This is a genomic window from Streptomyces sp. GSL17-111 (genome assembly GCF_037911585.1).
Taxonomy (GTDB): Bacteria; Actinomycetota; Actinomycetes; order Streptomycetales; family Streptomycetaceae; genus Streptomyces.
The window spans coordinates 2,072,122-2,085,821 of sequence record NZ_JBAJNS010000001.1; the positions used below are offsets into that span (position 1 = coordinate 2,072,122).

The window sequence follows — 13,700 nt, forward strand, 5'->3', positions numbered from 1 at the left end:
TGACACGGGCGGTCCTCAGCTCTGCTTATGCGGTGGTGCATCGTTTCCCGCATTCTTGTGCATTGGACGCATGAAAGGGAGCTGCGTACGTTCGAGACATGCCTTCCGTCGATACCGGGGCACCCGTCACCGCGGGTGCCTCTCAGCCGTCGTTCCCCACCACCGGACCGCCCTCCGGACCCACCACCGGGCTCACCCCCGGAGCCGCCGCCGCCGACCGTCCGGCGGACGCTCCCTCGACGCGCCGGGTGAACCTCGCCCTGTTCGCGCTGGGGCTGGCGACCTTCGCCCTGCTCTTCTCCACCCAGGCCCTGCTGCCCGCGCTCTCCGCCGACTTCGCGGTGACGCCGGACGCGGCGAGCTGGACGATCTCCGCCGCCACGATCGCCCTGGCGGTGTGCGTGCTGCCGCTGAGCATGCTTTCCGAGCGGTTCGGGCGGCAGCGGCTGATGACGGTGTCGGTGGCGGTCGCGGTGGGCATCGCCCTGGTGCTGCCCCTCGCGCCGGACCTGGGCTGGCTGGTCGCGCTGCGCACCGTCCAGGGCGCGGCGATCGCGGGCATCCCGGCGTCGGCGATGGCCTACCTCTCCGAGGAGCTGCGGCCCAGGGCGCTGGTCGGCGCGATCGGGCTGTTCGTCGCGGGGAACAGCGTGGGCGGCATGTCGGGTCGCATCGTCACCGGCTGGGTGGCGGAGGGCTTCGGCTGGCGCGGCGCACTGCTGGTGGTCGGTGTCATGGCACTGGTCTGCGCGGTCGCCTTCCGGGCGCTGCTGCCGAAGGCGCGGAACTTCACCCCCTCCCCGCTGGAGCCGCGCGCCCTGGCCCGCACCGTGCGCGACCTGCTGGCGAACCCGCTGCTGGTGCGGCTGTACGCGATCGGGCTGCTGTTCATGGCCGTCTTCGGCGCCGTCTACACGGTGATCGGGTACCGGCTGGTGGCCGAGCCGTTCGGCCTGTCGCAGGGGCTGGTGGGTTCGGTGTTCGTCATCTACCTGGTGGGCACGGGCTCCTCGGCGGCGTCCGGCGGGCTGGTCGCGCGGCTCGGGCGGCGCGGGGCGCTGTACCTGGCCATCGGCACGACGGCGGCCGGGCTGCTGCTGACGCTGTCGGGGAACCTGGTGGCCGTGCTGGCCGGCCTGGTGCTGGTGACGGCGGGCTTCTTCGCCGGGCACACGACGGCGTCCTCGTCGGTCAGCCGGACGGTCACGACGGGCCGGGCGCAGGCGTCGGCGCTGTACCAGATGGCGTACTACGTGGGCAGTTCGCTCGGCGGCACGCTCGGCGCGCTGGCCTTCCACGGCGGCGGCTGGACGGCGACGGTCGCCCTCGCGCTGACCGCCCTGGTGGGCGCGGCGGGCATCACGCTGTACGCCACCCGCCGCGCCGTGCGGCTCGCGGCGGCCTGATCCGGACACCACCCCAGCGGGGCCACCGCCGGGGCCGGGCGGGTGGCTCCGCTGGGGTGGTGTCCGGCGCCGCCTGGCGCCGACAAAACAGACATAAGGGATAGTCTCGGCGGGTTGGTCCGCGATCACCGCCTGGAGGCTCCGACATGCCCGATGTCACCGCCCCGTACGCCAAGGGCACACCCTGCTGGGTCGACCTGATGGTCCCCGACCAGCGGGCCGCCCTCGACTTCTACCGGAACCTCCTCGGCTGGCAGGGCGAGGTCGGTCCGCCCGAGACCGGCGGCTACGCGGTCTGCACCCTGCGCGGCCGGTCGGTCGCCGGGATCATGGCGGCCACGAACCCCGACGGCAGCCCGATGGCGGAGCCTCCGCCGCCGGCGTGGACGACGTACCTCGCCACGCCCGACGTGGACGCCTCCGCCGACGCCGTCACCAAGGCCGACGGCAGCGTGCTGGTGCCGCCCATGGACGTGATGGACCTCGGCCGGATGGCCGTCGCCCAGGACCCGACGGGCGCCGTCTTCGGCCTGTGGCAGGCCCGCGAGTTCCCCGGCTGCCAGGTCGTCCGGGAGACCGGGGCGGTCGCCTGGCACGAGCTGAACACCGGCGACACCGACACCGCCGCGGACTTCTACGACTCCGTGCTCGGCATCGGGGCGAGCACCATGAAGGGCGGCGACGGGTACTTCTCGCTGGACGTCGGCGGACGGCCGGTCGGGGGCATGCAGAGCCTGGACCGACTGGAGCCGGGCCTGGCCGCGCACTGGCTGACGTACTTCGCAGTCGCCGACGTCGACCGGAGCGCCGACACCCTCGCGGCGAACGGCGGCTCCGTGCTGAAGCCGCCGTTCGACATGATGGCCGGGCGGATGGCCGTCGTGCAGGACCCGCAGGGCGCGGCCTTCGCCGTCATCAACCCGATCCCCGAAGAGGGTTCCTAGGGAGGGTGGCAGGCGCCGGGCCCCGGCGTCTCAGCCCACGCGGTCCAGGACGATCGGGGCCGGGGTGAAGGCCCCGCCCACCTCGACGGCGCCCTCCAGCGCGGTCAGCGCGTAGCCGAACGCCTCGGGCGTGTCGGTGTGCAGGGTGAGCAGCGGCTCCCCCTCGCGGACGGTCTCGCCCGGCTTGGCGTGCAGCTCGACGCCCGCCCCGGCCTGCACCGGGTCCTCCTTGCGGGCGCGGCCGGCGCCGAGCCGCCAGGCGGCGACGCCGACGGCGTAGGCGTCCAGGCGGCTGAGCACCCCGGTGGCGGGCGCGGGCACGACGTGACGCTCGCGCGCGGTGGGCAGCTCCGCGTCGGGGTCGCCGCCCTGCGCGGTGATCATGCGACGCCAGTGGTCCATGGCGGAGCCGTCGGCCAGCGCCTTGCCCGGGTCGGCGTCCGGCAGCCCGGCGGCGTCCAGCATCTCGCGGGCCAGGGCGAGGGTCAGCTCGACGACGTCGGCCGGACCGCCGCCCGCGAGGACCTCCACGGACTCGCGGACCTCCAGCGCGTTCCCGGCCGTGCGGCCCAGCGGCGTGGACATGTCGGTGAGCAGGGCCACCGTCCGCACGCCGTGGTCGGTGCCGAGGCCCACCATGGTGCGGGCCAGCTCGGCGGCGTCGTCCAGGTTCTTCATGAACGCCCCGGAGCCGACCTTCACGTCCAGCACGAGTGAGCCGGTGCCCTCGGCGATCTTCTTGGACATGATGGAGCTGGCGATCAGCGGGATCGCCTCGACGGTGCCGGTGACGTCGCGCAGGGCGTAGAGCTTCTTGTCGGCGGGCGCCAGCCCGTCCCCCGCCGCGCAGATGACGGCCCCGGCCTCGCCGAGCACGTGGAGCATCTCGGCGTTCGACAGCAGCGCCCGCCAGCCGGGGATCGACTCCAGCTTGTCGAGGGTGCCGCCGGTGTGGCCGAGGCCGCGCCCGGAGAGCTGCGGGACGGCCGCGCCGCAGGCGGCGACGAGCGGGGCGAGTGGGAGGGTGATCTTGTCGCCGACGCCGCCGGTCGAGTGCTTGTCGGCGGTGGGGCGGGGCAGGGAGGAGAAGTCCATCCGCTCGCCGCTGGCGATCATGGCGGCGGTCCAGCGGGCGATCTCGGCGCGGTCCATGCCGTTGAGCAGGATGGCCATGGCCAGGGCCGACATCTGCTCGTCGGCGACGGCGCCCCGGGTGTAGGCGTCGATGACCCAGTCGATCTGCTCGGGGCTGAGCGCGCCACCGTCGCGCTTGGTGCGGATGACGGAGATGGCGTCCATGCGGGGTTCCTCCACGGGCTTCGGAGCGCGGTCAGCGGTCGAGATCGGACGGGCCGAAGGCGTCGGGCAGCAGTTCGGACAGGGGGCGGACACCGGAGGCCGTGTCGACGGCGAGCTCCGGGCCGCCGTGCTCCCACAGCAGCTGGCGGCAGCGCCCGCAGGGCATGAGCAGGTCGCCGTGCCGGTCGCAGCAGGTGAAGTGGGTGAGCCGACCGCCGCCGGTGGCGACCAGCTCGGACACCAGTCCGCACTCCGCGCACAGGGCGACGCCGTAGGCGGCGTTCTCCACGTTGCACCCGCTGACCGTCCGGCCGTCGTCGACGAGGGCGGCGGCGCCGACGGGGAAGCCGGAGTAGGGGGCGTAGGCCCGGGACATGGCGTCCCGGGCCAGCTTCCGCAGCGCTTCCCAGCCGGGGGCGGGGGGCTCGGCGTGCGTCACTTGCCCTCGCCCCTGCGGTAGGGCCGCCCGTTGGCCTTCGGCATGCGCAGCCGTTGCGCGGACAGGGACAGCACCAGCAGCGTCGCCACGTACGGCGCGGCGGAGACGAACTGGCTCGGCACCTCGTCCACGGCCAGGTAGTAGGCGAACAGGCCGAGGCCGGTCACACCGGCGACGAGCGCCGTGACGTACTTCCTGCGGTACAGCTCCCAGACGACGGCGATGGCCAGCAGGATCGCCAGGAACAGCAGCAGCGCGTGCACGTTGGTGCCGCCGCCGCGCAGGTTGAGGCTGTCGGCGTAGCCGAACAGGCCCGCGCCCATGGCCATGCCGCCCGGCATCCAGTTGCCGAAGATCATCGCGGCGAGACCGATGTAGCCGCGCCCGCCGGTCTGGCCCTCCTGGTAGATGTTGGCCGCGACCTCCGCGAGGAAGACACCGCCGAGCCCGGCGAAGCCGCCGGAGATCATCACCGCGAGGTACTTGTACTTGTAGACGTTGACGCCGAGGGACTCGGCGGCCGTCGGGTTCTCGCCGCAGGAGCGCAGCCGCAGACCGAAGCCCGTCCGCCACAGGACCCACCAGCTGAACGGGACCAGCGCGAGGGCGACGACGGTCAGCAGCGAGAGGTTCGTGACGACGCCGCCCACGACGCCGGCGAGGTCGGAGACGAAGAACCAGTGTTTGTCGTTGAGATCGCGCATCCAGTCCGAGAGCCCCGGCACCGTGATGCTGGTGATCGACTCGATCGGCGGGGACTGCTTCTCCGTGCCGCCCTCCATCGTGTCGAAGGTGAACTTCGACAGGTAGCGGGTGACGCCGACCGCGAGGATGTTGATGGCCACACCGGAGACGATGTGGTTGACGCCGAAGGTGACGGTGGCGATCGCGTGGATCAGCCCGCCCAGCGCGCCGCCGACGATGCCCATGATGACGCCCGTCCACGGGCCCCACTGCACGCCCGCCCAGGCACCGAACCAGGTGCCGAGGATCATCATGCCTTCGAGGCCGATGTTGATGACGCCCGCACGCTCGGCCCACAGGCCGCCGAGACCGGCGAGACCGATCGGGACGGCCAGCCGCAGGGCGGCGGAGACCTGGCCGGTGGAGGTGATGCCGTTGGCGTCGGTGATCAGCCGGACCAGCGAGAACAGGGCGAGTCCCGCGGCGATGACCAGCATCCACTGGGCGAGGGACAGCCGGCTGCGGCCGGCGGGCTTGCGCGGCGCGGCGGCCGCCTTGATGGTGGCGGTGCTCATGCCGAGGCCCCCTTGCTCAGGTTCTGGCTGGTGTCGCCGGGGGCGCTCGCGGCCTGTGCGGCGAGCTCCTCACCGACCTTCTGTTGCTGGCGGCGCAGCCCGTAGCGGCGGACGGCCTCGTAGCTGATGACGACGGCGATCACGATCAGGCCCTGCATGATCGTGGCGATCTCCTTCTCGTACCCGCTGTAGTCGAGCGTGGCCGAGGCCTTGTCGAGGAAGGCGATGAGGAGGGCGCCGAAGGCGATGCCGACGGGGTGGTTGCGGCCCAGCAGGGCGATGGTGATGCCCGTGAAGCCGATGCCGACGGGGAAGACGAGGCTGTAGGTGTGCGAGTCGCCGAGGAGCACCGGCATGCCCGCGAGGCCCGCGACGCCCCCGGAGATCACCATGGAGGTGAAGACCATCCGCTTGGCGTCGACGCCGCTGGCGGCGGCGGCGCTCTGGCTGGCGCCGGTGGCCCGCAGGTCGAAGCCGAAGCGGGTGCGGTTCAGCACCAGCCAGTAGACGACGCCGAGCAGGGCGGCGACCACGATGAAGCCGTAGACGACGCCGCCGGGCCCGGTGTCGAAGCCGGGGAACCAGCCGGACTCGGCGATCTGGCCCGTCGTCAGGTTGTTGCCGCGCTGCTCGCCGAACTGCGCCGGCAGGATCAGGTAGGCGATGATGCTCGTCGCGATCGCGTTGAGCATGATCGTGGAGACGACCTCGCTGACGCCCCGGCTGGTCTTGAGGATGCCCGCGATCCCGGCCCAGAACGCACCGGTCAACATCGCGACCAGCATGATCACCAGGACGTGCAGCGGGGCGGGCAGCGAGAAGGCCGCGCCCGTGACGGCCGCCACCATCGCCGCGAGCCGGTACTGCCCGTCGACGCCGATGTTGAACAGGTTCATCCGGAAGCCGACGGCCACCGCGAGCGCCGCGATGTAGTACGTCGTGGCCTGGTTGACGATGAGTACCTGGATGTCGGCGTTGCCCGCGTACTCGATCATCAGGACGTACGGCTCGACCGGGCTGCGGCCCGACAGCAGCAGCACGGCCGACGTCAGCAGGATCGCGACGCCCAGCGCGAGCACCGGTCCGCCGAGCGCCAGGACCAGGCGGTCGAGCCGGGCCCGCGTCGTCGGGCGGCCGGAGGCTGCGGCCACGCCCGGCTTTCCACCGTCACTCATGCTCGTTCTCCTCGTTCTGCGCACCGGACGCGGCGTCGGGACGGCCGTCGGCGTCCGAACCCTGGGCGGGGTGACCCTCTTCGTGCTCCAGGTGTCCGGACGCGGCGCCGGTCATGGCGGTGCCCAGCTCCTCCGGGGTGATCGTGGCGGGGTCGGCGTCCGCGACCAGACGGCCGCGGTACATGACCCGCAGGGTGTCGGACAGGCCGATCAGCTCGTCCAGGTCGGCCGAGATCAGCAGCACGGCCAGACCCTCGTGGCGGGCCTCGCGGATCTGGTCCCAGATCTGCGCCTGCGCGCCGACGTCCACCCCGCGCGTGGGGTGGGCGGCGATCAGGAAGCGCGGGTGGTGGCTCATCTCCCGGCCGACGATCAGCTTCTGCTGGTTGCCGCCGGACAGGGAGCCGGCGGTGACCTCGATGCCGGGCGTGCGGACGTCGTACTCCTCGACGATCCGCTCGGTGTCGGCGCGGGCGGCCTTCGGCTTCAGCCAGTAGCCGCTGCTGTTGGGCTGCTCGGTGACGTGGCCGAGGATGCGGTTCTCCCACAGCGGGGACTCCAGCAGCAGACCGTGCCGGTGCCGGTCCTCGGGGATGTAGCCGATGCCGCCCTCGCGGCGGCGCCGGGTGGCCCAGCCGGTGATCTCCTCGTCGCCGAGCCGGATGGTGCCCGCGTCGGCGTGCTTGAGGCCGATGAGGGCCTCGATCAGCTCCGTCTGGCCGTTGCCCTCGACACCGGCGAGGCCGAGGACCTCGCCCGCGTGGATGGTGAAGTCGACGTCGTCCAGCACCGTGCGGTCGCCGTGCTCCGCGTCGTGCGTGTGGACCGTGAGCCCCGCGACGCTCAGCACGGGCCGGTCGGTGACGGTGGACTCGCGCGTCTCGGGGGTGGGGAGCTCGCTGCCCACCATCAGCTCGGCGAGCTGCTTGGTGCTGACCTCGTCCGGGCGGACGGAGGCGACCGTCGTGCCGCGCCGGATGACGGTGATCTCGTCCGCCACGGACAGCACCTCGCCCAGCTTGTGCGAGATGAAGATGACGGTGAGGCCCTCGGCCTTCAGCTCGCGCAGGTTCGCGAAGAGGGCGTCGACCTCCTGCGGGACGAGGACGGCCGTCGGCTCGTCGAGGATCAGTGTGCGGGCGCCCCGGTAGAGCACCTTGAGGATCTCCACGCGCTGCCGGTCGGCGACGCCGAGGTCCTCCACGAGGACGTCGGGGCGGATCCCGAGGCCGTAGGCGTCGGAGATCTCCCGGATCTTGTCGCGGGCCCTGCCCCCGATGCCGTACAGGCTCTCGCCGCCGAGCACGGTGTTCTCGAGCACGGTGAGGTTGTCGGCGAGCATGAAGTGCTGGTGCACCATGCCGATGCCGCGCGCGATGGCGTCGGCGGGACTGTGCAGAGTGGCCTGCTCGCCGTCGACGGTGATGGTGCCCTCGTCCGGCTTCTGCATGCCGTAGAGGATCTTCATCAGCGTGGACTTGCCCGCGCCGTTTTCACCGACGATCGCGTGCACCGTGCCCTTGTGGACGGACAGGTGGATGTCGTGGTTGGCGACGACGCCGGGGAAGCGTTTCGTGATGCCGGCCAGCTCGACGGCGGGCGGACTGCTGGACGCGTTGATGGTGCACTCTCCTCGGGGCTAAGGAGCGGGCTCGTCAGGACGGGACGGCGCCGGACGGACGGCGGGGACGGGACGGCGGGGACGGCAGGTTCGGTGGTACGGGACGGCGGGTGCCGGTGAGACGTGCGGGACGGTGCGGGCGTGGTGACGCTATCGTGCCGCACCCTCGACTACGCGCGTAGAGTTCCCGCCGGATGCACCGGACTCCCGGCCGGGGACGGCGGCCGGACGGGTGGCGCGGGACGGGTGGCGCGGCGGGAGGGTCCCGCCGGGAGCGGGCCGGTCCACGGGCGGCCCGGGCCGGGCGACGGAGGATGCCCGCCGCCCGGTTCCGGGCCGAAAGTCCGTGCCGGGGCCGGTGGCTCCCGGCCGGTGGCGTCACGGGGTCGGGGAGACCTCGATCTTGCCGGCGACGATGTCCGCCTTGGCCTGCTCGACGGCCTCGGTCAGCTCGGTCATCTCCTGGTAGGCGGGGTTGGAGTCGCTCAGGGCGACGCCGTCGGCCTCCAGGTTGTAGCGGATGACGCCCGACTGCGGGTCGCCGTCCTCCACGGACTTGATGAGGTTGTAGACCGCGTCCGGGACGTCCTTCGTCATCGACGTGAGGATGTTGTCCTTGTACGGCGCGAGCGTCTTCTGCTCGTACTGGTCGGAGTCCACACCGATGACCCACCGGTCACGGTCGGCGGCGGCCTCGATGACGCCCTGCCCGGCCAGGCCGGCGGCGTGGTAGATCACGTCGGCGTCGGCGTCCAGCTGGCCGCGCGCGGCCTCCTTGCCGAGGTCCGGCTTGGAGAAGCCGTCCATGTTCGGCGGCTGGGTGAGGTACTGGCGCTTGACCTCGATGTCCGGGTCGGTGTCCTGGACACCCTGGACGAATCCGGCCTCGAACTTCTTGATCAGCGGCACCTCGACACCGCCGACAAAGCCGACGACGTCCGTCTCGGTCGCGTGCGCGGCGGCGACGCCGGCCAGGTAGGAGCCCTGCTCCTCGCTGAAGACCATGTTGACGATGTTGTCGCCCGTGACCGTCTCGTCGTCGATCAGACCGAAGGTGACGTCCGGGTTCTTCTTGGCGGCCTCTTCGATCGGACCCGCGTAGGCGAAGCCGACGCCTATGACCGGGTTGTAGCCCAGCCGCGCCAACTCGTTCAGCCGGCTGGCCTTGTCGGCGTCCGACTCGCCGTCGGACGGCTCGATGTCCTCGCCGTCCCAGCCGAACTCCTCCTCGGCCTTGCTGAGACCGGCGTAGGCGGCGTCGTTGAACGACTGGTCGCCCCGGCCGCCGACGTCGTACGCGATGGCCGCACCCTTGTCCTCGGACTCGCCGGAGGACTCGGTGGAGGTGCCGCCGCAGGCGGCGGTGGTGAGTGCGAGAGCCGCGGTGGCGGTGACCGCGGCGGCAAGCTTGGTGACCCGACGCAAGAGGAGGTCTCCTTCGACTCTCAGGAAGCGCCTCTTCCGGCGCTGGCTCTCCGGCTCAGAGTAACGCGCGTAGATGTCAGGTAAAGCCCCGGCTTACGTCCGTTATCGTTTCGGTGTTAACGGCGACTTTGCGCCATGCCCCGGGTGCACCGAGACACCGTCCTCGGCCCGGCCCGCCCCGCCCCGCGGCCTTCCCGCAGCGGGGGGCGCGGGCGGGGTGGGCGGGGGGCGTCAGCCGTGGGAGGCGTCCAGGAGGGCGGCGGCCGTGAACAGCTCGACGCCGACGTCGATCGCCCGCTCGTCCGCGTCGAAGTCCCCCTGGTGGATGTCGCGCGAGGTGGGGTCGCCGGGCGTCCGCACGCCGAGCCGGGCCATCGCGCCGGGCACCTGCTCCAGGTACCAGGAGAAGTCCTCGCCGCCGAGGGACTGCTCGGTCGTCTCCACGGTGTGCGCACCCCGCCGGGCGGCCATGGCGTTGCGCAGCAGCTCCGTCGTCGTGGTCTCGTTCACGACCGGCGGGACGCCGCGGATGTAGTTGATCTCCGACTTCGCGTGGTGCAGCGCGGCGACCTCGTCCACGGCGGCGTGCACCACGTCGGGTGCGGCGCGCCAGGCCGGCAGGTCCAGGCAGCGGACGGTGCCGGAGAGCTCCGCGCGCTGCGGGATGACGTTGGGCGCGTGGCCGGAGACGATGCGCCCCCAGGTGACGGCGAGCCCGGCGCGGGTGTCCACGCGGCGGGCGAGCAGGGCGGGCACGTCGGTCACGACGCGGGCCGCCGCCGTGACGAGGTCGGTCGTCAGGTGGGGGCGGGCGGTGTGGCCGCCGGGCCCGGCCAGGGTGACCTCCAGCCGGTCGCAGGCGGAGGTGATGGGGCCGGGCCGCAGCCCGATCCGCCCGGCGTCGACACGGGGGTCGCAGTGGACGGCGATGACCCGCCCGACGCCGTCCAGCGCGCCGTCGTCGATGGCGTCCGTCGCGCCACCCGGCAGGACCTCCTCGGCGGGCTGGAAGATCAGCCGGACCGAGTGCGGCAGCCGCCCGGCGGCGGCGAGGTCGGCGAGGACCAGGCCCGCGCCGAGGACGACCGTGGTGTGGACGTCGTGTCCGCAGGCGTGGGCGCGGTCGGGCACGGTGGAGCGGTAGGAGACCGTCTTGGTGTCCGGGATGGGCAGCCCGTCGATGTCGGCACGCAGCGCGAGCATGGGGCGGCGGCCGTCCCAGGACTCGGCCCCGCCGGGGTGAACGTCGCAGATCAGCCCGGTGCCGCCGGCGAGTACGCGGGGGCGCAGCCCGGCCTGTTGGAGGCGCGCCCTGATCGCCGCGGTGGTGCGGAACTCCTGGTGCCCCAGCTCCGGATGCATGTGCAGGTCGCGCCGGAACATGACGAGTTCGTCGCGCAACGCGCTCGGGAGGGCTCCGTCCAGTGGTGTCTCACCGGCGGTCCGCTGGGTGGACTTGGCTGACAACAGTTGGTTCACCCAACCGAGCGTATGCCCCCGAAGGCCCTTCCCGGTCGGTGATCACGGAAAGTTAAGCCACACAGGGGAAAAAATCCTCGCCCGATCCGCGCATACGTCCAGAGTGAGATGGGTATACCGGTTGGTTCTCTGCTTCCGCTCTCACCCCGTCTGGCATGTTTCGCCGGTTACGGGTGAGGCGGACGGGGCGGAGGTGTTCGATCAGCCGGCCTGGAGGGGCCGACGCGTCACCGGCCACCGCGTTCCGGCGGGTGCCCGTGCGAGGAGGCACCGGAGGACAGCGGGTGCGTCCCGAGATCACTCCAGTCCAGCGCTCTGGCGACCTCGCGTTGCGCCTTCTCGGCCACCGCACGCACCTCGGCGGGCACGTCGCCGTGCTCCTCTATGAGGCTGTCGTAGATCGGTGCCTGGCCCGTGGCCCGTTCGGCGGGGCGCGTCATCGTCATCTCTGTCTCCGTCGCGACGTTCCTGCCCGCCCGGTGCGGGCGGGACGTCCGCGAGCGTACTCAGGTGCGGGCCACCGCCGCACGGGCAGGGTCCGCGCCGTGATCACCGCCACGCCCGATCCCCGCCCCGCCGCCGGTCAGGGGGTGGAGGTGCGCAGGCGGTGGGCGCCGCGCGCGGTGGCGGTGACGCCGGACAGGAAGCCGTGGGCGCGCGGGGAGGCGGCGTCCGTCAACCAGGCCCGGTCCACGTCGCAGACGGCCACCCGCACGCCGGTGCCCGCGAGGGCCAGCGGCAGGGTGTGCACGACGGTGGAGGGGAAGCTGAGGACCGTCCGGGCGACGGGCCCGCGCCGGGCGACCAGCTCCAGCGGCAGGTCGGGCCGGACGATCTCCACCCCGCACTCGACGGCGATGCGGTGCAGCTTCTCCATGCCCTCCCGGCGGTGGGCGAAGTACCGCACGGCACCGTGCGCGCGGGCCAGCGAGCGGACGGCCTCCACGTACCGGTCGGCGTCCACGACACCGGTCTCCGCCAGCGAGGTGCCGACCAGGTCGGTGCCCGCTATGAGAGCGGGCGGGCCGAAGCGCTCCCGCGTCCAGGCGAAGGCGTTCTCGACGACGTCGACCCCCTCGGGCACCTCGACCGGCATCGCGCTGAACAGCTCGACGGCGCGCCCCGGGCGCGGGGTGAGCCGCCGCCGGGCGCGCCCGGACACCGGGGCGAACAGCAGCGCGCGCGGGCCGCCCGCGCCGGACCGGTGCCAGCGGGTGAAGCGTTTCGCTCCCCCGGCGAGCTGGGCGGTGAACTCCATGGTCGCCGTGCCGTCGTCCACCACGGTCAGGTCCGCCGCGTCACCGGAGAGGGCCAGCAGGAGCTGCACGTACCGCGAGAACGGGTCGCCGATGACGATGCGCCGCGCCGTGCGCAGCGGTCGGGCGAGCCGCAGCACGGTCTTCAGCGGCGCACTCGTGGTGCCCCTGGCCTCCGACCAGTCCACGGCGTGCCCCTCGTCGCGGGCGAGCTGGGCCATGCGGCGCAGCTGACCGCGCGTCATCGGGTCGTGCGGCGGCAGGACGACGAGGGTCAGGGCGTCGTCGGGGGCCCTCACGTGCGCCCACTCCAGCACGTTGAGGAGCTGGACCGGACTCTCCACGAAGGCCAGGGTGCCCCCGTCCCCGGCCCGGCGCGGGCCGGTGCGCTCGGGCTCGGGGAGGGGGGCGTCGGGAGCGGTCATCTCAGACCCGCGCGGGCTCGCCGCTCGCACCGGCGGTGGCGGCGGCGTCCGTGCCACCGGCCTCCTCGGTCTCCGCGATGACGCCCTTGACGCGGCGGAGCTTCTTCATGGGCGCCAGCTCGCTGTCGTAGACCTTCTTGACGCCGTCCCCGAGCGAGGACTCGATGGTGCGGATGTCGCGCACGAGGCGCTGGAGGCCGCCCGGCTCGACGGAGGCCGCCTGGTCCGAGCCCCACATGGCGCGGTCCAGGGTGATGTGGCGCTCGACGAACACGGCGCCGAGGGCGACGGCGGCCAGCGTCGTCTGGAGGCCGGTCTCGTGGCCCGAGTAGCCGATCGGCACGTTGGGGAACTCGGCCTGCAGGGTGTGGATCATCCGCAGGTTGAGCTCCTCGGCCTTGGCCGGGTAGGTGGAGGTGGCGTGGCAGAGCAGGATGTTCTCGCTGCCCAGCACCTCGACCGCGTGGCGGATCTGCTTCGGCGTCGACATGCCGGTGGAGAGGATGACGGTGCGGCCGGTGGCGCGCAGGGTGCGCAGCAGCTCGTCGTCGGTCAGGGAGGCGGAGGCCACCTTGTGGGCCGGGAGGTCGAACTTCTCCAGGAAGGCGACGGCCTCGGTGTCCCACGGGGAGGCGAACCAGGCGATCCCCTTCTCCTTGCAGTGCTCGTCGATCCTGCGGTACTCGTCCTCGCCGAACTCCACGCGGTGCCGGTAGTCGATGTAGGTCATCCGGCCCCAGGGGGTGTCGCGCTCGATGTCCCACTGGTCGCGCGGGGTGCAGATCTCCGGGGTGCGCTTCTGGAACTTGACGGCGTCGCAGCCGGCCTCGGCGGCGGCGTCGATCAGGGCGAAGGCGTTCTCCAGGTCACCGTTGTGGTTGATGCCGATCTCGCCGGTGACGTAGACGGGCTGCCCCGGGCCGGCGGTCTTGTCGCCGAGGGTGCGGAGGCGGGTGTTGCTCATGGGAGGTT

At 72.6% G+C, this 13,700-nt stretch carries 12 protein-coding genes; 2 read left to right on the forward strand and 10 right to left on the reverse strand.

The genetic code is table 11. The features are described from left to right. The first annotated feature begins 98 nt into the window (after positions 1-98). Entirely contained in the window at positions 99-1,406 is a 1,308-nt protein-coding gene (locus tag V6D49_RS08925; protein WP_340558624.1) for an MFS transporter, read from the forward strand. Between the two features lie 146 nt (positions 1,407-1,552). Continuing rightward, entirely contained in the window at positions 1,553-2,350 is a 798-nt protein-coding gene (locus V6D49_RS08930; RefSeq protein WP_340558625.1) for a VOC family protein, read from the forward strand. A gap of 30 nt (positions 2,351-2,380) precedes the next feature. On the opposite strand, the gene V6D49_RS08935 is transcribed toward V6D49_RS08930, so the two are convergent. The 10 genes from V6D49_RS08935 to V6D49_RS08980 form a co-directional block, all read right to left on the reverse strand. Beyond that, on the reverse strand, positions 2,381-3,649 hold the full coding sequence (locus tag V6D49_RS08935) for a thymidine phosphorylase (RefSeq protein ID WP_340558626.1): 1,269 nt from the start codon (positions 3,647-3,649) through the stop codon (positions 2,381-2,383). 31 nt (positions 3,650-3,680) lie between these two features. Further along, positions 3,681-4,088 (reverse strand): cytidine deaminase, encoded by a 408-nt coding sequence (locus V6D49_RS08940; protein ID WP_340558627.1) that lies wholly within the window; start codon positions 4,086-4,088, stop codon positions 3,681-3,683. Further along, the gene (locus V6D49_RS08945; protein WP_340558629.1) at positions 4,085-5,347 is read right to left on the reverse strand and encodes an ABC transporter permease; all 1,263 of its coding nucleotides are present in this window, start codon (positions 5,345-5,347) and stop codon (positions 4,085-4,087) included. Before V6D49_RS08945 ends, V6D49_RS08940 begins: the two co-directional genes overlap by 4 nt. Beyond that, positions 5,344-6,522: an ABC transporter permease gene (locus tag V6D49_RS08950; RefSeq protein ID WP_340558630.1), complete on the reverse strand. Its 1,179-nt coding sequence runs from the start codon at positions 6,520-6,522 to the stop codon at positions 5,344-5,346. Before V6D49_RS08950 ends, V6D49_RS08945 begins: the two co-directional genes overlap by 4 nt. After that, positions 6,515-8,143, reverse strand: coding sequence for an ABC transporter ATP-binding protein (locus tag V6D49_RS08955; protein WP_340563818.1), 1,629 nt, complete (start codon positions 8,141-8,143; stop codon positions 6,515-6,517). Before V6D49_RS08955 ends, V6D49_RS08950 begins: the two co-directional genes overlap by 8 nt. A 378-nt stretch (positions 8,144-8,521) precedes the next feature. Next, positions 8,522-9,568 carry a BMP family lipoprotein gene (locus V6D49_RS08960; RefSeq protein ID WP_340558632.1) on the reverse strand — a complete coding sequence of 349 codons (1,047 nt, stop codon included), beginning with the start codon at positions 9,566-9,568 and terminating at the stop codon, positions 8,522-8,524. Positions 9,569-9,799: 231 nt separating this feature from the next. Beyond that, positions 9,800-11,047 (reverse strand): amidohydrolase, encoded by a 1,248-nt coding sequence (locus tag V6D49_RS08965; protein WP_445330493.1) that lies wholly within the window; start codon positions 11,045-11,047, stop codon positions 9,800-9,802. A 227-nt stretch (positions 11,048-11,274) separates the two neighbouring features. Continuing rightward, positions 11,275-11,493: a hypothetical protein gene (locus tag V6D49_RS08970; protein WP_381481513.1), complete on the reverse strand. Its 219-nt coding sequence runs from the start codon at positions 11,491-11,493 to the stop codon at positions 11,275-11,277. 137 nt (positions 11,494-11,630) lie between these two features. Next, entirely contained in the window at positions 11,631-12,728 is a 1,098-nt protein-coding gene (locus V6D49_RS08975) for a hypothetical protein (protein WP_340558634.1), read from the reverse strand. Position 12,729: 1 nt separating this feature from the next. Then, the gene (locus V6D49_RS08980) at positions 12,730-13,692 is read right to left on the reverse strand and encodes an N-acetylneuraminate synthase family protein (protein WP_340558636.1); all 963 of its coding nucleotides are present in this window, start codon (positions 13,690-13,692) and stop codon (positions 12,730-12,732) included. Between the last annotated feature and the right edge of the window lie 8 nt (positions 13,693-13,700).